The 21652-nt window shown below is 69.7% G+C and carries 20 protein-coding genes; 17 read left to right on the plus strand and 3 right to left on the minus strand.

Translation table 11 applies throughout. The features are described from left to right. The first annotated feature begins 8 nt into the window (after positions 1 to 8). The 4 genes from ASF75_RS00665 to ASF75_RS00680 are packed head-to-tail and all read left to right on the plus strand — an operon-like array spanning position 9 to position 3742. Positions 9 to 851: a hypothetical protein gene (locus tag ASF75_RS00665; RefSeq protein ID WP_056068265.1), complete on the plus strand. Its 843-nt coding sequence runs from the start codon at positions 9 to 11 to the stop codon at positions 849 to 851. Beyond that, positions 848 to 2155, plus strand: a complete 1308-nt coding sequence (gene hisD, locus ASF75_RS00670; RefSeq protein ID WP_056068266.1) for a histidinol dehydrogenase — start codon at positions 848 to 850, stop codon at positions 2153 to 2155. Before ASF75_RS00665 ends, hisD begins: the two co-directional genes overlap by 4 nt. A gap of 13 nt (positions 2156 to 2168) precedes the next feature. After that, positions 2169 to 2669 (plus strand): transcriptional regulator NrdR, encoded by a 501-nt coding sequence (nrdR, locus tag ASF75_RS00675; protein ID WP_017886638.1) that lies wholly within the window; start codon positions 2169 to 2171, stop codon positions 2667 to 2669. Continuing rightward, positions 2666 to 3742, plus strand: a complete 1077-nt coding sequence (locus ASF75_RS00680) for a quinone-dependent dihydroorotate dehydrogenase (protein ID WP_082509342.1) — start codon at positions 2666 to 2668, stop codon at positions 3740 to 3742. The genes nrdR and ASF75_RS00680 overlap by 4 nt, the downstream gene beginning before the upstream one ends. A 225-nt stretch (positions 3743 to 3967) precedes the next feature. Here ASF75_RS00680 and ASF75_RS00685 read toward each other — a convergent pair whose 3' ends face one another. Next, positions 3968 to 4543 carry a DUF3043 domain-containing protein gene (locus ASF75_RS00685; RefSeq protein ID WP_056068268.1) on the minus strand — a complete coding sequence of 192 codons (576 nt, stop codon included), beginning with the start codon at positions 4541 to 4543 and terminating at the stop codon, positions 3968 to 3970. A gap of 52 nt (positions 4544 to 4595) precedes the next feature. Between ASF75_RS00685 and ASF75_RS00690 the strand changes: the two genes are divergently transcribed. The 6 genes from ASF75_RS00690 (at position 4596) to ASF75_RS00715 (ending at position 11371) form a co-directional block, all read left to right on the plus strand. Beyond that, positions 4596 to 6047 carry a dipeptidase gene (locus ASF75_RS00690; protein WP_056068270.1) on the plus strand — a complete coding sequence of 484 codons (1452 nt, stop codon included), beginning with the start codon at positions 4596 to 4598 and terminating at the stop codon, positions 6045 to 6047. Between the two features lie 58 nt (positions 6048 to 6105). Beyond that, positions 6106 to 6474, plus strand: a complete 369-nt coding sequence (locus tag ASF75_RS00695) for a HesB/IscA family protein (protein ID WP_017886642.1) — start codon at positions 6106 to 6108, stop codon at positions 6472 to 6474. A 293-nt stretch (positions 6475 to 6767) separates the two neighbouring features. Next, positions 6768 to 7670 (plus strand): cytochrome c oxidase subunit II, encoded by a 903-nt coding sequence (gene coxB, locus ASF75_RS00700; protein ID WP_031259441.1) that lies wholly within the window; start codon positions 6768 to 6770, stop codon positions 7668 to 7670. 11 nt (positions 7671 to 7681) lie between these two features. Further along, the gene (ctaD, locus tag ASF75_RS00705; protein WP_017886644.1) at positions 7682 to 9418 is read left to right on the plus strand and encodes a cytochrome c oxidase subunit I; all 1737 of its coding nucleotides are present in this window, start codon (positions 7682 to 7684) and stop codon (positions 9416 to 9418) included. Between the two features lie 4 nt (positions 9419 to 9422). Then, positions 9423 to 9839, plus strand: a complete 417-nt coding sequence (locus tag ASF75_RS00710) for a cytochrome c oxidase subunit 4 (protein WP_017886645.1) — start codon at positions 9423 to 9425, stop codon at positions 9837 to 9839. Positions 9840 to 9997: 158 nt separating this feature from the next. Then, complete coding sequence (locus tag ASF75_RS00715; RefSeq protein ID WP_017886646.1) at positions 9998 to 11371, plus strand: glucose-6-phosphate dehydrogenase; 1374 nt, start codon at positions 9998 to 10000, stop codon at positions 11369 to 11371. A 210-nt stretch (positions 11372 to 11581) separates the two neighbouring features. Here the strand turns inward: ASF75_RS00715 and ASF75_RS00720 are convergent, their stop codons facing one another. Next, positions 11582 to 13483 carry a glycoside hydrolase family 15 protein gene (locus ASF75_RS00720; RefSeq protein WP_056068272.1) on the minus strand — a complete coding sequence of 634 codons (1902 nt, stop codon included), beginning with the start codon at positions 13481 to 13483 and terminating at the stop codon, positions 11582 to 11584. A 78-nt stretch (positions 13484 to 13561) separates the two neighbouring features. Beyond that, on the minus strand, positions 13562 to 14626 hold the full coding sequence (locus ASF75_RS00725) for an App1 family protein (RefSeq protein WP_042537314.1): 1065 nt from the start codon (positions 14624 to 14626) through the stop codon (positions 13562 to 13564). 153 nt (positions 14627 to 14779) lie between these two features. Between ASF75_RS00725 and ASF75_RS17505 the strand changes: the two genes are divergently transcribed. From ASF75_RS17505 to cydB, 7 genes are all read left to right on the plus strand, one after another. Next, on the plus strand, positions 14780 to 15427 hold the full coding sequence (locus ASF75_RS17505; protein ID WP_017886649.1) for a TetR/AcrR family transcriptional regulator: 648 nt from the start codon (positions 14780 to 14782) through the stop codon (positions 15425 to 15427). Positions 15428 to 15657: 230 nt separating this feature from the next. Continuing rightward, on the plus strand, positions 15658 to 16584 hold the full coding sequence (locus tag ASF75_RS00735; RefSeq protein ID WP_017886650.1) for an ABC transporter ATP-binding protein: 927 nt from the start codon (positions 15658 to 15660) through the stop codon (positions 16582 to 16584). Then, the gene (locus ASF75_RS00740) at positions 16581 to 17297 is read left to right on the plus strand and encodes an ABC transporter permease (RefSeq protein WP_017886651.1); all 717 of its coding nucleotides are present in this window, start codon (positions 16581 to 16583) and stop codon (positions 17295 to 17297) included. Before ASF75_RS00735 ends, ASF75_RS00740 begins: the two co-directional genes overlap by 4 nt. After that, a complete protein-coding gene (locus ASF75_RS00745) occupies positions 17294 to 18022 on the plus strand; it encodes an ABC transporter permease (RefSeq protein ID WP_017886652.1) in 729 nt (242 codons plus the stop codon). The genes ASF75_RS00740 and ASF75_RS00745 overlap by 4 nt, the downstream gene beginning before the upstream one ends. Continuing rightward, positions 18019 to 18942, plus strand: a complete 924-nt coding sequence (locus tag ASF75_RS00750; protein ID WP_017886653.1) for an ABC transporter substrate-binding protein — start codon at positions 18019 to 18021, stop codon at positions 18940 to 18942. The genes ASF75_RS00745 and ASF75_RS00750 overlap by 4 nt, the downstream gene beginning before the upstream one ends. 273 nt (positions 18943 to 19215) lie before the next feature. After that, on the plus strand, positions 19216 to 20628 hold the full coding sequence (locus tag ASF75_RS00755; RefSeq protein ID WP_017886654.1) for a cytochrome ubiquinol oxidase subunit I: 1413 nt from the start codon (positions 19216 to 19218) through the stop codon (positions 20626 to 20628). A 16-nt stretch (positions 20629 to 20644) separates the two neighbouring features. Next, the gene (cydB, locus tag ASF75_RS00760; RefSeq protein WP_017886655.1) at positions 20645 to 21649 is read left to right on the plus strand and encodes a cytochrome d ubiquinol oxidase subunit II; all 1005 of its coding nucleotides are present in this window, start codon (positions 20645 to 20647) and stop codon (positions 21647 to 21649) included. Positions 21650 to 21652 lie beyond the last annotated feature (3 nt).

Consider the following 21652-nt stretch of genomic DNA (forward strand, 5'->3'; position numbering starts at 1 on the left):
GCGTCGCCATGGCTGGTCCGCCGCTGCCGCCGGGCCCGGACGTGCTGCGGGCGTTCGGCGTGCACGACCGCCCGCTCGAGCGGCTCGGCGGCGGCCGCGGGCTGACGTGGCGCGCCGGGGACGTCGTGCTCCGGCCGTCCGGCGACCCCCTGGAGGCCCGGTGGCGGTCCGCCACGCTGGCCCGGCTCGTCCACACGGCCGGGTTCCGGACCCCGCGTCCGGTCGCCGCCGAGTCCGGGGACTGGATCGTGGGCTCCGGCACCGGCACCGGCGACGGCGGGTGGGAGGCCTGGGGATGGGTCGACGGCTCGACCGACCCGACCCGCGTGGACGACGTCATCGCCGCGGGCGCTGCCTTCCACCGGGCCGTCGCGGACCTGCCGCGTCCCGAAGTCCTCGACCAGCGTGAGGACCCCTGGAGCCGGGCGGACCGGATGGTCTGGGGCAACGCACCCCTGCCGGACGATCCGACGCTGGACCGCCTGGCGGCGACGTTCCGGCCGGTGACGTCCCCGTCCCAGCTCGTCCACGGTGACCTGCTCGGCAACGTGCTCTTCACGCCGGGGGAGCCACCCACGGTGTTCGACTGGGCGCCGTACTGGCGTCCGGCGGGCCTCGGTGCCGCGATCGCGGCGGTCGACGCCGTGACCTGGCACCGGGTCGCCGTCGGCCGGCTCGGCGTGCTCGGGACCGGCGTGCCGGAGTGGCCGCAGCTGCTCGTCCGTGCGCTGGCGTTCCGGATCGCCACGCTGCACCTGCTCGACGCGTGGGACACCGACCAGGTCGCCCACCACCGGCCCGTGGTCGACGCGGTCGTGCAGCACGCCGCCGGTACGCTGGAGGCCTCATGATGCAGCGAATCGACCTCCGCGGCGGCCTCCCCGCCCGTGCCGAACTCCTCCGACTCATGCCCCGTGCCGCGGGTGACGTGTCGCACGCGGTCGACGCCGCGCGCGAGTTGATCGAGGACGTCCGACACCGTGGGGCCGCGGCCCTGCGCGACCAGGCCGAGCGCTTCGACGGTGGGGCCCCCGCGAACGTACGGGTGCCCACCGCCGAGATCACCGCCGCGGTGGCCGGGCTCACCCCCGAGGTCCGGGCGGCCCTCGACGAGGCGATCCGCCGCGTCCGTGCCGCGAGTGCCGCGCAGATCCCCGCTCCGTCCGTGACGACCCTGGCCGACGGCGCCGAGGTCCACCAGCGCTGGCAGCCGATGCGCCGTGTCGGGCTCTACGTGCCCGGCGGCAAGGCCGTCTACCCGTCCAGCGTCGTGATGAACGTGGTCGCCGCCCAGGTCGCGGGCGTGCCCTCGATCGCCCTCGTGTCGCCGCCGCAGCGCGACCACGGCGGCGCGGTGCACCCGACGATCCTCGCCGCGGCGGGGCTGCTCGGCATCGACGAGGTCTACGCGATGGGTGGTGCCGGAGCCGTCGGCGCGCTGGCGTACGGCGTCGCCGAGCTCGACCTCGAGCCCGTCGACCTGGTCACCGGGCCGGGCAACAACTACGTCGCCGCCGCCAAGCGCCTGGTGCGCGGTGTGGTGGGCATCGACTCCGAGGCCGGGGCGACCGAGATCCTCGTGATCGCGGACGACACCGCCGACGCGGGGTTCGTGGCCGCCGACCTGATCAGCCAGGCCGAGCACGACGAGCAGGCCGGCAGCGTGCTGGTGACGACGTCCGCGGCGTTCGCCGACGCGGTGGAAGCCGTCATCCCGGAACGCACGGCGGTGCTCGGGACGGCTGCGCGCCTCCAGACCGCCCTGGACGGGCCGCAGTCCGCGATCGTCCTGGTGGACTCGCTGACCGACGCCGCGACCGTGAGCAACGCGTACGGGCCGGAACACCTGGAGATCCAGACGGTCGACGACGACGCCGTGCTGGCCGACATCGACGCCGCCGGTGCGGTGTTCGTCGGACCGAGCACGCCGGTGAGCCTGGGGGACTACCTGGCCGGGTCGAACCACGTGCTGCCGACCGGCGGCCAGGCCCGCTTCGGGTCCGGACTGTCCGCGTCGACGTTCCTGCGACCCCAGCAGATCGTCCGGTACACGCCCGAGGCCCTGGCCGAGGTGGCGCCGCACATCGTCGCCCTGTCCACCGAGGAGCAGCTCCCCGCGCACGGGGCCGCCGTGACGGAGCGCACGAACCGATAGCCTGGGGAACGACATGTTCTGCCCCTTCTGCCGCCACCCGGACTCCCGCGTCGTCGACTCACGGACGAGCGACGACGGAACCTCCATCCGCCGCCGTCGACAGTGCCCCAACTGCGGTCGACGGTTCTCGACCACCGAGACCGCATCGCTCAACGTCGTGAAGCGCAACGGCGTCACCGAGCCGTTCAGCCGCGACAAGATCGTCTCCGGTGTGCGCAAGGCGTGCCAGGGGCGCCCGGTCACCGACGGCGACCTGGCCGTCCTCGCGCAGCGCGTCGAGGAGACCGTGCGCTCCTCCGGGTCCAGCCAGATCGACGCGAACGACATCGGCCTCGCGATCCTCGCGCCCCTGCGGGAGCTCGACGAGGTCGCGTACCTGCGCTTCGCGAGCGTCTACCAGGCGTTCGACTCGCTCGAGGACTTCGAGGACGCCATCGGCCAGCTCCGTCGCGACCACCACGGGACGGCCGACAGCGCCGCCGGCTCGTCCGCACCGTCCGGCACACGCGCGTGAGCGGCATCGCCGAACGGATCGTGCGCGGCGGGTACCGCGTCGTGTTCCGCTCCGTGTTCGCGAACATGGACCCGGAACGCGCCCACCACCTGGCCTTCGCCGTCATCGCTGGGCTGCCTCGCGTGCCGTTCCTGAGCGGGGTCGTCGAGCGGTACTGCCGCCCGTCGGCAGCCGACGGCATCACCACGATGGGCATCCACTTCCCGTCGCGCTTCGGCCTGGCGGCGGGCTTCGACAAGGACGCCCGCGGCATCGCCGGGCTCGGCCTGCTCGGCTTCGGCCACGTCGAGGTCGGCACCATCACCGCCAAGCCGCAGCCCGGCAACGAGCGCCCGCGCCTGTTCCGACTGATCGGCGACCGCGCCCTGATCAACCGCATGGGCTTCAACAACCACGGCGCGGCTGCGGCCGCCCGACGTCTCGAGCGCGCCCGCCGCAACCCGGGCCGGCCCGTGATCGGCGTGAACATCGGCAAGAGCCGGGTCGTCTCGGTCGAGGACGCCATCGACGACTACCTCGAGTCCACCCGCCGCCTGGCGACGTTCGCGGACTACCTGGCGGTCAACGTCAGCTCGCCGAACACGCCCGGTCTGCGCGGACTGCAGGAACTCGACCAGCTCCGACCGCTGCTCTCCGCGGTGCGCGACGGCGCGGGGCGCACCCCGGTGCTCGTCAAGATCGCACCGGACCTGACCGACGAGCAGATCGACGCGATCGCGGGCCTGGCGGTCGAGCTCGGGCTGTCGGGCGTGATCGCGAACAACACGACCATCGCGCGCGAGGGACTGACGGCCGACCCGTCCGACGTCGAGGCGATGGGTGCCGGTGGACTCTCCGGTGCGCCGGTCGCCGCGCGTTCGCTCGAGGTCCTGCGTCGGGTCCGCGCCGCCGTGCCGGCGGACTTCTGCGTCATCGCCGTCGGTGGCGTGACCACCGAGCAGGACGTGCAGGACCGCATCGACGCCGGGGCGACGCTCGTGCAGGGCTACACGGCGTTCCTCTACGAGGGGCCGACCTGGGCAGCGCGCATCAACCGGCTGCGGCGCCGACGGTTGCGTCGCGCGGCGCGCTAGTCGCGACCACCATCCGGACGGGAGGCCCGTGGCGACGCCGCCACGGGCCTCCCGTCCGTCCTGGGGCGCGCCTGCGCCATCGGGTGAGCAGAACACGCCGTGGCTCGCCAGTCGACCCGTCGTGTTCTGCTCACTCGATCACCGATGCGGAGCGGGGAACAGGGGAGCGGGAACGACGAAGCGCCGCCCGGCAGGCCGGGCGGCGCTTCGTTCGTGTGCGTGTGGCTAGAGCGTGGGGTACTCGCCGCGCCGGACCTGGGGCTTCGGTAGCCGCAGGAACCGCAGCTGCCACGCCCGCGTCAGGATGTAGAGGAACGTGCCGCGCTGGAACTCGCCGAACTTGGTGGTGAGCTTGCGGCGGAGCGACAGCCAGAGCACCACGCAGTCGATGACGAACAGCGCCACGAACGCCCACACCAGCAGGAGCGAGTAGGACGCGATGACCGTCTGCGCGGCGGCGAACCCGACGATGAGGAACAGCACGAGCACGGGCATCATGACCTCGCCGACGTTCCAGCGGGCGTCGATCCAGTCGCGGACGAAGCGTCGCTGCTCACCGCGGTCCTTGGCCGGCAGGTAGCGCTCCTCGCCGTTGGCCATGCCGACCCGTGCGCGCTCGCGCTCGGAGTTGAGGCGTGCGCGGGCGGCCTTCTTGTCGACCGGCGTGTTGCCGACGAGGGGGCGGCGGTTCGCTGCCTCTCGCTCGCGGCGGGACGGCGTCGGGCGGCCCTTGCCCTGCTCGAGGAGCTCGGCCTCGGTCGGGTTGACGGTCGTGTTGGTCTTGGGGGCTGCCTTCGCCACGGTGCGTTCCTAACGGCGGTGTGCGTGCGGGATCTCCTCTAGATTACCGGGCATGACCGACAGCCAACAGCACAGCCCCGCGACCGACCCCGCGCTCCTCGACGCCCTGCGCGAACACGTCCAGGGGGCCCTGCCCACGACGATCGCCGACCTGTCCGCCCTGGTACGCCTGCCGTCGGTCTCCTGGTCGGCCTTCGACCCGTCGAACGTGCGCGCGAGTGCCGAGGCCGTCGCGGACCTGGCGCGGTCGACCGGGGTCTTCGGCCCGGACGACGTCCGGATCGTGCGGTCGGCAGTGTCCGGCTCGACCGCCGACGTCGCCGAGGCGGACGCCGAGACCGAGCTCGGCCAGCCGGCGGTGCTCGCGGTGCGCCCGGCGCGGAACGGCAAGCCGACGGTGATGCTCTACGCCCACCACGACGTGCAGCCGCAGGGCGACGAGGCCCTGTGGGAGACCCCGCCGTTCGAGCCGACGCTCCGCGGTGACCGCCTATACGGTCGCGGCGCCTCGGACGACAAAGCCGGCGTGATGACCCACATCGCCTCGCTCCGCGCGGTGCACGCCCAGTTCGGCGACGACCTCGACCTCGGGATCGTGCTGTTCGTCGAGGGCGAGGAGGAGTTCGGCTCCCGCTCGTTCCGCACCTTCCTGCGCGAGCAGAAGGAGCACCTGGCCGCCGACGTCATCGTCGTGGCGGACAGCGACAACTGGTCGACCGAGGTGCCGTCGATCACGGTGTCGCTGCGCGGCAACGTCACCTTCAAGCTCACCCTGACCACGCTCGAGCACGCCAGCCACAGCGGCATGTTCGGGGGAGCGGCCCCGGACGCGATGATCCCGATGGTGCGGCTGCTCGCCTCGCTGCACGACGCCGACGGGTCGGTCGCCGTCGAGGGGCTGGCCTCGTACGAAGCCGACGTGCCGGAGCGCACCGAGGACGAACTCGCCGTCGACGCCGCACTCGTTCCCGGTGTGCGCCCGATCGGCACCGGCGCCGTGCTGTCCCGCATGTGGTTCCAGCCGTCGATCACGGTGACGGGCATGGACGTGCCGAGCGTCGCGAACGCCTCGAACACCCTGCTGCCCACGGTCTCGGCGCGGGTCTCGGTCCGCGTCGCCCCCGGCCAGGACGCCCGCGAGGCCGCCGCTGCCGTCGAACGGCACCTGCGCGAGCACGTCCCGTTCGGCGCACGGATGGAGGTCACCGAGCCGGACAGCGGCGACGGATTCCTCGTCGACACCGCCGGCTGGGCCGTGCAGGAGGCCCGCAGGGCCATGCGCGAGGGCTGGGGTGCCGAGGCGGTCGAGCAGGGCATCGGCGGGTCGATCCCGTTCGTGTCGGACCTGGCTGCGGAGTTCCCGGAGGCGCAGATCCTGGTCACCGGCGTCGAGGACCCGGACACCCGCGCGCACAGCCCGAACGAGTCGCAGCACCTCGGCGTCCTGCACCGTGCCATCGCGTCGGAGACGATCCTGCTCGCCAGGCTCGCGACGCGCAGCTGAGGGTGCTTACAATCGAGGCCAGGCGCGGTGACCAGCACCGCCCGGAGGGAGACGCGCGATGAGCGACACCATCACCGAAGCACCGGCGACCGAGACCCCGTCGCACGGCGTCCTCCTGAGCGACGCCGCTGCCGGCAAGGTGGCGAGCCTGCTCGAACAAGAGGGCCGCGACGACCTGCGCCTGCGCCTCGCCGTCCAGCCCGGTGGCTGCTCGGGCCTGATCTACCAGCTGTACTTCGACGAGCGCATGCTCGACGGTGACGTCACCGCCGAGTTCGACGGGGTCGAGGTCGTCGTCGACAAGATGAGCGTCCCGTACCTCGACGGCGCGACGATCGACTTCGAGGACACGATCCAGAAGCAGGGCTTCACGATCGACAACCCGAACGCGCAGGGCAGCTGCGCCTGCGGTGACAGCTTCCACTGATCGCCAGCGATCCGACACGCGAGCGGGGAGCGACCGGAACGGTCGCTCCCCGCTCGCGTTCGTGTGACCGGACGTGGCGCGCCGGGGCGCGGCGGAACCGGGGGGAATCGTGCCCGCCGACGTGCGGATCGAGGCCAGAACCGTGGCGTGTGTGCGCGAGCGGTGGCGAGCTGCGAGTAAGCTAGGAGTGTTCCAATCAAGCTGGGAGCCAGCCAAGCGCCGCCTTCGTGCGGCTCGCCGTCGGACACGACGGGCTGACCTTCCGAAGCTCACGTCTTTTGCGAGAGGTAACAGTGCGTTCGAATCGCCGTATACGTTGGGCGGCCGTCCCGGTGGCCGTCGGTCTGGTCATCGCACTGGCTGGCTGCACGCAGCAGCAGATGAACGGATGGCTCCCCGGCACGGAGGAGACGAAGAACGTCACGAACCACACGAGCCGCATCGTCGGCCTGTGGACCACCAGCTGGGTCGTGCTCCTCGCCGTCGGTCTGATCGTGTGGGGCCTGATCATCTGGGCCGCGATCGTCTACCGCCGCCGGAAGGGCCAGACCGGCCTGCCCGTGCAGATGCGGTACAACATGCCGCTCGAGATCTTCTACACGATCGTGCCGCTGATCCTGGTGCTCGGCTTCTTCGCCTTCACCGCGAAGGACCAGGCCGCGATCGAGAAGCCCTTCGCCGACCCCGACGCCACCGTGCACGTGTACGGCAAGCGCTGGGCGTGGGACTTCAACTACATCAACAAGGACAACCCCGAAGAGAGCGTCTACTACCAGGGCATCCAGGCCCAGGAAGAAGAGAACGCCAAGGGGGCGATCGACGAGTCGCAGCTGCCGACCCTCTACCTGCCCAAGGGCAAGAAGGTCGCGATCGAGCTCTCGTCGCGCGACGTCGACCACTCCTTCTGGGTCATCGACTTCCTGTACAAGAAGGACATGCTCCCGGGCAAGACCAACTGGGAGTACTTCATCCCGGAGAAGCTCGGCACGTACCAGGGCAAGTGCGCGGAGCTCTGCGGTGAGTACCACTCGCTGATGCTCTTCCAGGTGAAGGTCGTCACGCCGGCCCAGTACGAGGCGTACCTCGGCACCCTGAAGGACCAGGGCAAGGTCGGCCTGCTCGGCAACGAGTACAACACCAACACCAACGAACCGAACAACAAGGCGCCGGTCGAGGCGTCCAGCGAGAACAAGTAGGGGCTCGTCAGATGACAACGTCACTCGTCGGCCAACCGACCCAGACCGCTTCGCCGGACTTCCAGGCGTCGAAGGTGGGCCGGAAGGGCAACATCGTCGTCCGGTGGATCACCTCCACCGACCACAAGACCATCGGGTACATGTACCTGATCGCGTCGTTCGTCTTCTTCCTGCTCGCAGGTGTGATGGCCCTCGTGATCCGTGCCCAGCTCTTCGAACCCGGCCTGCACGTGGTCGCGACGAAGGAGCAGTACAACCAGCTGTTCACGATGCACGGCACGATCATGCTGCTGATGTTCGCGACGCCGCTGTTCTCGGGCTTCGCGAACGCGATCATGCCGCTCCAGATCGGTGCGCCCGACGTCGCCTTCCCGCGACTCAACGGGTTCGCCTTCTGGCTCTACCTGTTCGGTTCGCTCATCGCGGTCGGTGGCTTCCTCACCCCGCAGGGCGCTGCCTCGTTCGGCTGGTTCGCCTACGCGCCACTGAGTGACACGACGTTCACACCAGGGCTCGGCGGGACACTCTGGGTCTTCGGCCTGGGCATGACCGGCTTCTCGACGATCCTCGGTGCGGTGAACTTCATCACCACGATCATCACGATGCGTGCCCCGGGTCTGACCATGTTCCGCATGTCGATCTTCACGTGGAACACCCTCGTGACCGCGCTCCTCGTCCTGATGGCCTTCCCGGTCCTCGCGACGGCGCTCTTCGGCCTCGGTCTCGACCGTGTGTTCAACGCCCAGATCTTCAACCCGGCCAACGGCGGGGCCCTGCTCTGGCAGCACCTGTTCTGGTTCTTCGGGCACCCCGAGGTGTACATCATCGCGCTGCCGTTCTTCGGCATCGTGTCCGAGGTCTTCCCGGTGTTCAGCCGCAAGCCGATCTTCGGCTACAAGACCCTGGTGTACGCGACCATCTCGATCGCGGCCCTGTCGGTCACGGTGTGGGCACACCACATGTACGTCACCGGTGGCGTCTTGCTCCCGTGGTTCTCGCTCATGACGATGCTCATCGCGGTCCCGACCGGCGTGAAGATCTTCAACTGGGTCGGCACGATGTGGCGCGGTTCGGTCACGTTCGAGACCCCGCTGCTCTGGGCCCTCGGGTTCCTGATCACCTTCACGTTCGGTGGTCTGACCGGTGTCATCCTGGCGTCGCCGCCGCTCGACTTCCATGTGTCCGACTCGTACTTCGTCGTCGCGCACTTCCACTACGTGGTCTTCGGCACCGTCGTGTTCGCGATGTTCTCCGGCTTCTACTTCTGGTGGCCGAAGTGGACCGGCAAGATGCTCAACGAGCGTCTCGGCAAGATCCACTTCTGGCTCCTGTTCATCGGGTTCCACACCACGTTCCTCATCCAGCACTGGCTGGGCGTCATCGGCATGCCGCGTCGGTACGCGACCTACCTGCCGAACGACGGCTTCACGTGGATGAACCAGCTGTCGACGATCGGCTCGATGATCCTCGCGATCTCGTTCCTGCCGTTCATCTTCAACGTCTACGTGACCGCTCGGAACGCACCGAAGGTCGCCGTGAACGACCCGTGGGGCTACGGCCGCTCGCTCGAGTGGGCGACCTCCTGCCCGCCGCCGCGCCACAACTTCACGTCGATCCCGCGCATCCGTTCGGAGTCCCCGGCGTTCGACCTGAACCACCCCGAGGCCGGTGTGCCGATCGGTGTCGGTCCCGCGAAGGACGCCCCCGATGCCCCGACCTACGACGCCGCGAAGGGCGAGGTGAAGTAACGCCATGCGCGCGAACACCAACCTGTTCTGGATCCTCTTCGGGTTCTTCATCCTCGCGGACGCCGCGTACACGATCTGGGCGATGCTCTACTACGGTCACCCGGAGTGGGTCGGCACCGTTGCGATCGGCCTGACGGGCATCATGTCGGCGTTCATCGCCTTCTACCTCGGCAAGGTGATGTCGTCCCAGGGCGGCGTCCTGCCCGAGGACCGCCCGGACGCAAACATCGAGGACGGCGACGCCGAACTCGGGCACTTCAGCCCCTGGTCTTGGTGGCCCATCCTGCTGGCCGCCGCGGTCGCCGTGTGCTTCCTCGGCGTGGCAGCCGGCCTCTGGATCGTCCCGATCGGTCTGGTCCTCGTGGCGATCACCCTGGTCGGCTGGGTCTACGAGTACTACCGCGGCAACTTCGGGCACTGACTCGGCGCTGCAGCGCACCTGACACTTCGGGCGGCACCAGAACGGTGCCGCCCGAAGTGCGTCCGGGCACAGATCTCCGGTTCGGATCCGGAACAAACGGGCCCGCCCGCGACTTGACTGGAGCGGACCTCCCACCACAGCGAAAGGAGTCACCTCAGGTGACCGACAAGCGCACCCTCATCATCTTCGGCGCGACGGGCGACCTCGCCTCCCGCCTGCTCCTGCCGGGCCTCGGCACGTTCCTGCAGAGCGGCCGTGCCGTCCCCGTGCAGCTGATCGGCACGGGCCGCAGCGAGCGCAGCCCCGAGAAGTGGAAGGACATCGTCACGCAGTCCTTCGCGTCGCAGGACGTCAAGGGGCCGGAGGTCGACGCGACCATCGAGTCGACGCAGTTCATCCAGGGCGACCCCACCGACCCGAAGCACCTCGAGGCGCTGTTGGCCGCGGCCGACTCCGAGCCGATCCTGTACTTCGCGCTCCCGCCGCAGATCGCCTCCGACATCTGCGAGGCGCTCCAGCACGTCGAGCTCCCCGAGGGCACGACCCTGGCCTTCGAGAAGCCCTTCGGCACCGACGTCGCGAGTGCCCAGGCCCTCAACGAGACGGTGCTCAAGCTCGTCCCCGAGGACCGCGTGCACCGCACCGACCACTTCCTCGGCCGCACCACGGTGCTGAACATCATCGGTCTGCGCTTCGCGAACCGCCTGTTCGAGCCGATCTGGAACGCCGAGAACATCGAGAAGGTCGACGTCTTCTACGACGAGACCCTCGGTCTCGAGAACCGCGCCCAGTACTACGACGAGGCCGGCGCGATGGTCGACATGATCCAGTCGCACCTGCTGCAGATCCTCGGCCTGGTCACGATGGACGCCCCGTCCGCGATCGACGCGGTCGAGTTCCGCTCGTCGCTCGCCCGGGTCCTGCGCTCCACGCGTCTGAAGGGCGACGACGCGAAGATCGCGTCCCGCCGTGCGGTCTACACGGCCGGCACCATCGACGGCAAGGAACTGCCCTCGTACCAGGAAGAGGACGGCGTCGACCCGTCGCGCCAGACGGAGACCCTCGCCGAGATCTCGGTCGAGGTCGACACCGCCCGCTGGGCCGGCGTCCCCTTCACGCTGCGCTCCGGCAAGGCCCTCGGCGCCAGCCGCAAGGAGGTGCTGATCACCTTCAAGCCGGTCACGCGCCTGCCCTCCGGCCTGAGTGGTCGCCCGAAGACCGACACGCTCCGCATCGTCCTGAACCCGGACGAGATCGAGCTGACGGTGTCGGCCAACGGTGGCGGCAACCCGTTCGAGATGGGGCAGGTCACCCTGTCGTCGTCGTTCAGCGACGGCGAGCTCACCCCGTACGGCGAGGTCCTGAACGGCATCTTCCACGACGACCCGCTGCTCTCGATCCGCGGCGACGTGGCCGAGCGCTGCTGGGAGATCGTCGAGCCGGTCGTCGCCGCCTGGAAGGCCGACGAGGTCCCGCTCGAGGAGTACCGCGCCGGTTCGCGCGGCCCGGCGGACTGGGAGTCGTCGTCCTGACGGACTCGTTCTCGACGTCCTGAACGGACGCCCTGACGGACGGGAGGCCCGGTGCCAGCTGGCACCGGGCCTCCCGTCCGTCTGTGGGTCGCGTGCAGAGCACCGCGAGACGCCGTCGTGTCGGCGAGACGCCGCCAGATCCGGCGGCGTCTCGACGTTGTCGAGGCGTGGTGCGACGACGACGGCGTGTTCGCGGGGTGGAGCGAGGCGTCACGCGGGGGAGCCGGCTCGCTCACCCTCGCCGGTCCACGAGCGGGTGCCCCCGTCGTGCACGGACAACCGTGTGCGGTGTCCGACGGCGGCTCCCCGGGCGCGCTCGATGGCGTCGGCCGCCGACACCAGGGTGAGGTGCGACAGCACCTGCGGGGTGTTGCCGATGTGGTGGCCCGTGGCGACGTCGATCTCCTCGGAGAGCATGCCGACGTCGTTCGCGTACCCGACCAGCACGTCCATCAGGCGCTCGGCGTCGTCCACGCGGCCCGAGGCGGCGTACTGCTCCACCAGCCAGAACGAGCACGCCAGGAACGGGTGCTCAGCGCCCGACAGGCCGTCGAAGCCCGCGGTCGTGCGGTAGCGGAGCACGAGGCCGTCGTCCCCGACCCGCAGGTCCTCCTCGATCGCGCGCACCGTGCCGGTCATCCGGGGGTCGTCGGCGCGGCAGAAGCCGACCTGCGGCAGGACGAGCAGGCTGGCGTCGACCTCGTCGGTGTCGTAGTGCTGGCGGAACGATCCGCGCTCGGCGTTCCAGCCGTGCTCCTCGATCTCGGCGCGGACCGTGTCGCGCAACGTCCGCCAGCGGTCGACGGGACCCTCGAGGCCGAACTCCTCGACCGCGGCGACCCCACGGTCGAAGGCGGCCCAGATCATCACCCGTGAGTGCGTGAAGCTGCGGCGCGGACCGCGCATCTCCCAGATGCCGTTGTCCGGCTCCTGCCAGTGCTCCTCGACGTAGCCGAGCAGGGCCCGCTGCAGCGCCCACGAGTCGGCGTTCTCCTCGACCCCGAGCTCGCGGGCGTCGTGCAGCGCGGACAGGACCTCGCCGAAGACGTCGCCCTGGTGCTGCGTCGAGGCACCGTTGCCGATGCGGACCGGGGTCGACCCGAGGTACCCGGGCAACTCGGGGATCTCGCGTTCGGGCAGTTCGCGTTCGCCGGCGATCCCGTACATGATCTGCACGTCCGCGGGGTCGCCCGCGATGGCCCGCAACAGCCAGCCCCGCCAGTGCGTGGCCTCGTCCCGGTACCCGTGGGCGATGAGCGAGGCGAGCGCGAGGGACGCGTCGCGGAGCCACACGTAGCGGTAGTCCCAGTTGCGTTCGCCGCCGGGGTCCTCGGGCAGGCCCGTGGTCGCGGCGGCGACGACGCCACCGGTCTCACCGTGGGTCATCGCGCGGAGGAACACCAGCGACCGGCGGGTGGCGGCCGCGTACCGGCCGGTGGTCTGTGCGGGCGCGGTCCATCCCGTCCACCACGACAGGGTGTGGGCGAGGGCCGCGTCGACGTCGAGGGGTTCCGGCGGTTCGCGGTGCGACGGGTACCAGGTGAGCACGGTGTCGAGCACCTCGCCGTCGTGGATCGTCGTGACGGCGGTGTGCCGGTGGTCGTCGGCACGGAACCGCGGCCCGCGCACGATCACCGAGCCGGGGCCGGCCGTCGCGAGGAGCGCCGGTTCGTCGTCGTCCCCGATCTGCCGGATCCACGGCAGGGCGCGTGAGTAGTCGAACCGGATGCGCAGGGTCTGGCGCATCTCGACGGTGCCGCGGAGGCCGCGGACGCGGCGCACGATCGACGGCCGGTGCGCCCCGACGGGCATGAACTCGGTGACCTCGACCACGCCGTCACGGGTGGTCCAGACGGTGGAGAGCACGAGCGTGTCCCCGCGGTACCGCCACCGCGCGGTGGCGTCACCGTCGACGGGGCGCAGGGTCCAGTGTCCGTGGTCCTCGGTGCCGAGCAGCGAGGCGAACGTGGACGAGCTGTCGAAGCGCGGCAGGCAGGCCCAGTCGATCGTGCCGTCCCGGCCGACCAGGGCAGCGGTCCCGGTGTCGCCGATCAGGGCGTGGTCCTCGATGCGGTTCGGCGGGGTGGGCGGTGCTTCCGGCTCGGTGCTCATGGACCGATCGAACACCCGCTGGCCGTGCGCCGCGGTCCGCGACGGGTGGCCCTGGCCGAGACCGTTGTGAGGGGTCGCTCAGGCCGGTTCGGAGGCGTCGGAATCGATGATGCCGATGCGCGCGAGCTCGCTCCAGAGCCCGGCGCCGTCCGGGGCGTAGACCCACGGCGCCGAGGAGTCGCGGGAGCGTTCCTGCGCCCGCGAACGACCACCGGCCAGGACCGCTTCGCTCGTGGACAGCTGCCGGATGGCGACGCCCGCGACGTTGTCCGGGTGCTCCCGCGAGAAGTCGCCGTAGAGGCTCTCGTCGTGTTGCCCGTCGTCGCCGACCAGGAGCCAGCGGATGTCCGGGAAGTCCTGGGCGAGCCGCCGCAGGTTCTGCTGCTTGTGCAGCTGGCCGCTGCGGAAGAACCGGTCGTGGGTGGGGCCCCAGTCGGTGAGCAGCAGCGTGCCGGACGGGTACATGTTGCGCGACAGGAAGCGCTGCAGCGTCGGCGCGACGTTCCACGCCCCGGTCGACAGGTACACGGTCGGCGAACCGGGGTGCTGCGCCAGGATCCGCTCGTAGAGCACGGACATGCCGGGTACCGGGCGGCGGGCGTGCTCGGTGAGCACGAAGGAGTTCCAGGCGGCCAGCATGGGGCGGGGGAGCGAGGTGACCATCACGGTGTCGTCGATGTCGGACAGCAGCCCGAAGCGGGTGTCCGGGTGCACCACGAACACGTCGGCCTCGACGTCACGCCCGCCACCCGCCGAGAGTCGCACCGTGCGCCAGCCGGGCTCGAGGTCGATCGGGACGATGGTGTCGACGACGCCGCCACGGTCGGTCTGCACCACGTGCGAGACCCCGCCGGCGGTGACGGTGACCTCGGCGTGGTCGACGGCGACGCTCGTGAAGCTCTTCCAGCCGCGGACGCCGGCGTAGGAGACGTCGGAGGCGAGACCGCGGCGCGTCAGCAGCACGCGGCAGAGGATGCGGACCCATCCGGGTGCGCCGTAGCCGGTGTACGGGACCACCGTGGGGACCAGGCCGCGGCGGCGTGCACGGTGCTCGCGGAACTCCTGGACGGCGTCCTCGATGCGGGCCGCGCGGTGCAGGAGCGGCTCGGCCAACGACGGCTCGTGGGGCGTCGGGTCGGGCATGGCGTCATCCTCCCACGGGCGGCTGACGAAACCCGCGCGCTGGACAGAACTGGTGCGTCGCAACTGGTGAGTCGCAGCCACGTTCCAGGTCCGTTCTGCGAAAGTTGTCCCCGTCACGCCAACGAACCGCGCTGGAGCGCAAGAGGAGAACACGTGCTCGTCACCGAGGTAACGAACGCTCTGCCGGGGGGATCATCACTGCTCAGGAACGAGCCGGTCCAAGCCCGCAGTTCGGCGCGCCTCGCCGGCCTCCTCGACGCCGCTGCCGCGGTGATCGACGAGATCGGGTTCGAGCGGCTCACGACCGCCATGGTGGCCGAGCGCGCGGGGGCGTCGATCGGCACCGTCTACCGGTACTTCCCGGACCGCATCGCCGTGGTCGAGGCGCTCGCGATCCGCTGCACCCAGCGGCTCGCCGCCCGCTTCGTCGAGGCGCTCGACGCCAGCGGCGCCGAGACCTGGCAGGACGCCAACGACGCGCTCATCGACCTGACCGCCGAGATGTACCGCACCGAGCCCGGCTTCCGGGCGATCCGGTTCGGCGACCCGGCGGACACCGGGACCGGTGACGCGGAAGACCGCATGGGTGCGCTCGGCGCAGCCGTGGGCCAGATCATGCGCGACCGTTTCGGTCTGCCGGACGACGAGCACGTCACCCGTGCCTGGGTCGTCCTCGCCGAGTCCGGTCACGCGGTGCTGGCGCGGGCACACCGCGACCGTGAGCACCCCGACACCGAGCTGATCGAGGAGTACCGCCGGATGAACCGCGCCCACCTCGAATCGGTGATCGCCGCCTCCTGACGACCCCGTCGAACCGGCGCGACACGCCGGTGACCGAACCGACCCGCCCGTGTCCTCCGAACAGGAGGCGCGGGCGTCGTCGTCCCCCGACACATCGCGCTGAACCGGTGGTGGTCCCACGATCGCCCGGTCGTCCGGAACCCGTCACGCGGCGTCGCGACCGAACCGATGTCGGCACCCCCGGGTACTCTCATCCGAAGTCGGGCTACCTCCGAACAGAAGGGCACCCCATGATCGAGTTCCGCTCGGTGCGCAAGACCTACCCGGACGGCACGACTGCGGTCGAGCACTTCGATCTGGTCATCCCGTCCCGGACCACCACCGTCTTCGTCGGATCCAGCGGCTGCGGCAAGACCACGCTGCTCCGCATGATCAACCGCATGGTCGACCCCACCTCCGGCACCGTCGAGATCGACGGGTCGGACGTCGCCGGGATCAACCCCGTCGAGCTCCGTCGCCACATCGGGTACGTCATGCAGAACTCCGGACTGCTGCCGCACCGCAAGGTCGTCGACAACATCGCGACGGTCCCGCTGCTGACCGGCGTCTCCAAGGCCGATGCCCGCAAGCGTGCCCTCGAACTCATGGACACCGTCGGACTCGACCGCGCGTTCGCCGACCGCTACCCGTCGCAGCTCTCCGGCGGCCAGCAGCAGCGCGTCGGGGTCGCCCGCGGGCTCGCCGTCGACCCGAACATCCTGCTCATGGACGAGCCGTTCGGGGCCGTCGACCCCCTGGTGCGCAACGACCTGCAGGACGAACTCATTAGGCTGCAGCGCGAGCTCGGCAAGACCGTCGTGTTCGTGACGCACGACATCGACGAGGCGTTCAAGCTCGGCGACCAGGTCGTCATCCTCAAGAAGGGCGGCGAGATCGCCCAGCAGGGGACGCCGGCCGAGATCCTCGCCGCACCCGCTGACGACTTCGTCGCGACGTTCATCGGCGCAGGCCGCGGGCGCCGTGCGCTGCGGGTCGAGCAGACCCCGACCGGTCCGATCGTCGTCGACGGCGAAGGGCGTGCAGCCGGTGTGCTGACGGGCCCCGTCGGGGTCGTCGACGCCGCCCAGGCCGTGCCCCAGTCCGACACCCGAGCAGCAGAGGCCGGAGCGTCGCACGACGCACCGGGTGCTCCGGCGCAGGGTGGGGGCACCCGGTGAAGTGGGTGCTGGCGAACCTCGACACGATCTGGGACAACACGGTCTCCCACCTCGCGATCGCGATCCCGCCGATCATCGTGGCGTTCCTGCTGTCGATCCCCATCGGGTGGCTGGTCGTCCGACTGCAGCGGCCCGGTGGGTCGCGCTTCGCGTCCGGGGTGGGGAGCAGCATCGTGACCCTCGCCGGTCTGCTGTACGCGATCCCGTCGCTCGCCCTGTTCGTGGCGCTGCCGGGCATCATCGGCACCGGCCTGCAGAGCCCGATCAACGTCGTCATCGGCCTGACCCTGTACGGCCTCGCACTCATGGTGCGGTCCACGGTCGACGGGCTGACCTCGGTCGACGCCGAGACCAAGTCCGCCTCGACCGCCATGGGCTACTCGCCGGCGCAGCGCTTCTTCCGGGTGGAACTCCCGCTCGCCGGTCCGGTGCTGCTGGCCGGGCTCCGGGTCGTCGCGGTCTCCACGATCTCGCTGACCACGGTCGGCGCGGTCCTCGGGATCCCGAGCCTCGGCCTGCTCTTCACCGACGGCCTGGGGCGCGGGATCTACGAAGAGATCCTCTCCGGCATCGTCATGGTGCTCGTGCTCGCGTTCGCCATCGACGGCCTGCTGGTGCTGCTCGGGCGACTGGTGATGCCGTGGACCCGCACGAGCTCGGTGTCGCGTCGTCAGTCCCGTCGGGTCCTGCAAGCAGCGGAGGTCTCCTCGTGATCATCGGACAGGCCTTCGCGTGGGTGTTCGACCCCACGAACTACGGCGGCTACAACGGCATCCCCACGCGCGTGTGGGAGCACGTGTGGATCACCCTGCTCGCGGTGCTCATCGCGGCGGTCATCGCGGTGCCGGTCGGCTACGCGATCGGGCACACCCGCCGAGCACGCGGCGTCTCGATCGCCGTCTCCGGCGGGGTGCGTGCGCTCCCGACGCTCGGTGTGCTCTCGCTATTCGGCCTGCTGCTCGGCATCGGGCTGCAGGCACCCTTGCTCGCGCTCGTCATCCTGGCGATCCCGTCGGTGCTCGCCGGTGCCTACTCCGGCATCGAGTCCGTCGACCCCGGTGTCGTCGACGCCGCGAAGGCCCAGGGCATGACCGGGTGGCAGATCCTGTGGAAGGTCGAGATCCCACTCGGGCTCCCGCTCCTGATCGGTGGGATCCGCGCAGCGGTGCTGCAGGTCGTCGCGACCGCCACGCTCGCCGCGTACGTCGGGGCCGGTGGCCTCGGCGGCTACTTCTTCCTCGGCCTGAAGACCCAGGACTACGCCGAGATGCTCGGCGCCTCCATCCTCGTGATCGCCCTCGCGATCGCGTTCGAGATCGTGTTCGCCGTGCTGCAGCGGGCGGCGGTGCCGAAGGGCACCGCGGACCCGTCGGCCCGACAGCGTCAGGGGTCGCGAGAGCGAGCCCGCAATCCACTCCCGGAAGGAAATCCCTCGTGATCACAGCACCCAAGATCCGCGCCGGAGTCGCCGCCGCGATGGCGGTGGGCGTCGTCGCCGCCCTCGCCGGCTGCGCGTCGAGCGACCCGCTCGACAGCGGCTCCAGCAACTCGTCCGACTCGAAGACCATCGTCGTCGGCTCGCAGCAGTACTACTCGAACGAGATCATCGCCGAGCTCTACGCCCAGGTCCTCGAGAAGGACGGCTTCGAGGTCAAGCGCAACTTCAACATCGGGCAGCGTGAGGTCTACATCCCGCAGCTCGAGAAGGGCGCCATCGACGTCATGCCCGAGTACAGCGGCAACCTGCTGCAGTACTTCGACAAGGACTCCGACGCGAAGACCGCCGACCAGATCGACGACGGACTCGACAAGGCCCTGCCGAAGGGCCTCCGCGTCCTCGACGAAGCCGAGGCGACCGACCAGGACAGCTACACCGTCACGAAGAAGTTCTCCGAGGACAACGACGTCACGAGCCTGGCCGACCTGAAGAACGTCGACGAGAAGCTCACCGTGGGTGCCAACTCCGAGAACCAGACGCGGCCGTACGGGCCGAAGGGGCTCAAGTCGGTCTACGGCGTCGACGTCGACTTCAAGGCGATCGAGGACGGCGGCGGCGCCCTGACCGTCAAGGCGCTCAAGGACGACACCGTCCAGCTGGCTGACATCTACACGGCCGACCCGAGCATCAAGGCGAACGGCTTCGTCACGCTGAAGGACCCGGAGAACCTGATCCTGCCGCAGAACGTGGTGCCGGTCGTCTCGAAGAAGGTCAACGAGAAGGCTGCCGACGCGATCGACTCGGTCAACGAGAAGCTCACGACGGATGCCCTGATCGAGCTCAACACCAAGAGCACGGCCGACAAGGAGAAGGCGTCCACCATCGCCGAGGACTGGCTCAAGGCCGAGGGTCTGCTGTAGCCACAGCTCCACGAACGAAGCGACAGGCGTCGGGTGTCCACCCGGCGCCTGTCGTCGTTTCCGGACCGGGCGAAGCGAACATCCGTGCCGCACGGTTGTGCCGTGCAGGGGCTTTGCACGTTTGTGCACGCGAGGGTTCTACAAGTTGTCGAATCGACGGACGTCGCGATAGCGTTGGGGTGTCCCAAGGGCTGTGACACCTGATGTATCCGTTCCACAGGAAGCAACTGACGTGCACGAACAGCGCGCGGCCACCCGTCTCGGAAACGCCGCATGAACGACCTCCTCGATCCGCTCCTCTTGTCGCGGTGGCAGTTCGGTCTGACGACCATCTACCACTTCCTCTTCGTCCCGTTGACGATCGGCATGGCGGCCGTGGTGGCCGTGTTCCAGACCGCCTGGTACCGCACCGGCCGTGCGCACTACCTGCAGCTCACGCGGTTCTTCGGGCGGATCTTCCTCATCAACTTCGCCATGGGCGTCGTGACGGGCATCGTGCAGGAGTTCCAGTTCGGCATGAACTGGTCGAACTACTCGCGCTTCGTCGGTGACGTCTTCGGCGCACCGCTCGCGCTCGAGGGCATCCTGGCGTTCTTCTTCGAGGCGGCGTTCATCGGCATCTGGATCTTCGGTTGGGACCGCCTGCCGAAGGCCCTGCACCTGGCCAGCATCTGGTGCGTCAGCGCGGGCACGATCATGTCGGCGTACTTCATCATCGCGGCGAACGCGTTCATGCAGCACCCGGTCGGCTTCGCGATGAACGAGGCCAAGGGGCGCGCCGAGCTCACCGACATCTGGGCGGTGCTCGGCAACAAGGTCGCGCTGGCCGCGTTCCCGCACACGCTCTTCGCCTGCTTCATGGTCGCCGCGGCGGTCATCATCTCGGTCGCTGCCTACCACCTGGCCCGCAACCAGAACCTCGAGACGATGATGCCGGCGCTGAAGTTCGGCATGTGGACCATGCTCGCGGCCGGGGCGCTCACCGTCCTGACCGGCGACCAGCTCGGTCTGACCATGGTCGACACGCAGCCGATGAAGATGGCGTCGGCCGAGGCGCTGTACAACACGGCCACCGGCAAGGACGCATCGTTCTCGATCTTCACGCTGGGCACCCCCGACGGCGTCCACGAGCTGTTCTCGATCCGGGTGCCGTACCTGCTGTCGTTCCTGTCGACGCACACGTTCAACGGCACGGTCGAGGGCATCAACGACCTGCAGGCGCAATACACCCAGGTCTACGGCCCCGGCGACTACAAGCCGATCATCTGGGTCACCTACTGGTCGTTCCGCTGGATGATCGCCCTGGGCGTCGGTGCGGTCATGGTCTCGCTCGTCGGACTCTGGCTGACCCGCAAGGGCCGGTTCCCGACGCAGCGCTGGGTGTGGCGCATCGCCACCTGGACGGCGCCGCTGCCGATGGCCGCGATGATCGTCGGCTGGGTCTTCACGGAGATGGGCCGCCAGCCGTGGCTCGTGTTCGGGCTGCTCCGGACGAAGGACGGCGTCTCCCCGAACGTGACCGGACTCGAGGTCCTCATCTCGCTGCTGGTCTTCACCGCGATCTACGGCACGCTGGCCGTCGTCGAGTTCAAGCTCATCAAGAAGGTCGCGCAAGAAGGCCCCGCCGACCCGGACGAGGTCGACGAGGAGACCGGCGAGGTCAAGCACGAAGTGACGGTCTACTAGAAATGGACGCTGCCTGATGGATCTCCCCGTTCTCTGGTTCGCGATCGTCGGCGTCTTCTTCGTCGGCTACTTCGTCCTCGACGGATTCGACTTCGGTGTCGGCATGTCCCTGCCGTTCCTCGGCAAGGACGACACCGACCGTCGGGTCCTGATCAACACCATCGGCCCGGTCTGGGACCTCAACGAGACCTGGGTCATCGTGGCCGGCGCCTGCCTGTTCGCGGCGTTCCCGGAGTGGTACGCCACGATGTTCTCCGGGTTCTACCTCGCGCTGTTGCTCATCCTCGCCGCGCTCATCGCCCGAGGGGTGTCGTTCGAGTACCGGCACCAGAACAAGCACCTCGAGTGGAAGCGCCGCTTCGACCTGATGATCATCGTCGGCAGCGCCGTGCCGTCGTTCCTGTGGGGCGTCGCGTTCGGCAACGTCGTCCGTGGCATCCCGATGGACGCCGGGCACAACTACACCGGCACGTTCTTCGACCTGCTCAACCCGTTCGCCCTGCTGACCGGTGCCGCGACGCTGCTGGTGTTCTTCACCCACGGTGTCGTCTTCGTCGCGCTGAAGACCGAGGGCGAGATCCGCGAACGCGCCAAGCGCCTGGCGACCCGGGCCGGCATCGTCACGATCGTCGTCGGCGCCACGTTCCTGGTGTCGATGGCCTTCGTCCGCGCCACCCCGGCCTCGCTGGTGCTCTCCGTGGTCGCCGCCCTGGCCCTGGTGCTCGCGGTGCTCTGCAACGCCTGGGGCAAGGAGGGACGCGCCTTCACCCTGATGGCAGTCACCATCGCCGCGATCGTGCTCGCGATGTTCACGGCGATCTTCCCCGACGTGATGCCCGCTTCGAACGACGTCGCGAACAGCCTGAACGTGTACAACGCCTCGTCCGGGTCGTACACGCTGAGCGTGATGAGCTGGGTCGCGCTGATCTTCGTGCCGCTGGTCTTCGCCTACCAGGCCTGGACCTACTGGATCTTCCGCAAGCGCGTCTCCCGCGCCCAGATCACCGCGGCAGCGCACTAGGCA

The sequence above is a fragment of the Curtobacterium sp. Leaf154 genome (genome assembly GCF_001424595.1).
Classification (GTDB): Bacteria; Actinomycetota; Actinomycetes; order Actinomycetales; family Microbacteriaceae; genus Curtobacterium; species Curtobacterium poinsettiae.

Excerpts from the sequence above, each read along its gene's own strand:
- hisD (WP_056068266.1), top strand. The coding sequence starts at position 848 with ATGATGCAGCGAATCGACCTCCGCGGCGGCCTCCCCGCCCGTGCCGAA.
- ASF75_RS00720 (WP_056068272.1), bottom strand. The coding sequence starts at position 13,483 with ATGAGCACCGAGCCGGAAGCACCGCCCACCCCGCCGAACCGCATCGAG.
- nrdR (WP_017886638.1), top strand. The coding sequence starts at position 2,169 with ATGTTCTGCCCCTTCTGCCGCCACCCGGACTCCCGCGTCGTCGACTCA.
- cydB (WP_017886655.1), top strand. The coding sequence starts at position 20,645 with ATGGATCTCCCCGTTCTCTGGTTCGCGATCGTCGGCGTCTTCTTCGTC.
- ASF75_RS00695 (WP_017886642.1), top strand. The coding sequence starts at position 6,106 with ATGAGCGACACCATCACCGAAGCACCGGCGACCGAGACCCCGTCGCAC.
- ASF75_RS00755 (WP_017886654.1), top strand. The coding sequence starts at position 19,216 with ATGAACGACCTCCTCGATCCGCTCCTCTTGTCGCGGTGGCAGTTCGGT.
- ASF75_RS00665 (WP_056068265.1), top strand. The coding sequence starts at position 9 with ATGGCTGGTCCGCCGCTGCCGCCGGGCCCGGACGTGCTGCGGGCGTTC.
- ASF75_RS00710 (WP_017886645.1), top strand. The coding sequence starts at position 9,423 with ATGCGCGCGAACACCAACCTGTTCTGGATCCTCTTCGGGTTCTTCATC.
- ASF75_RS00690 (WP_056068270.1), top strand. The coding sequence starts at position 4,596 with ATGACCGACAGCCAACAGCACAGCCCCGCGACCGACCCCGCGCTCCTC.
- ASF75_RS00735 (WP_017886650.1), top strand. The coding sequence starts at position 15,658 with ATGATCGAGTTCCGCTCGGTGCGCAAGACCTACCCGGACGGCACGACT.
- ASF75_RS00725 (WP_042537314.1), bottom strand. The coding sequence starts at position 14,626 with ATGCCCGACCCGACGCCCCACGAGCCGTCGTTGGCCGAGCCGCTCCTG.
- ctaD (WP_017886644.1), top strand. The coding sequence starts at position 7,682 with ATGACAACGTCACTCGTCGGCCAACCGACCCAGACCGCTTCGCCGGAC.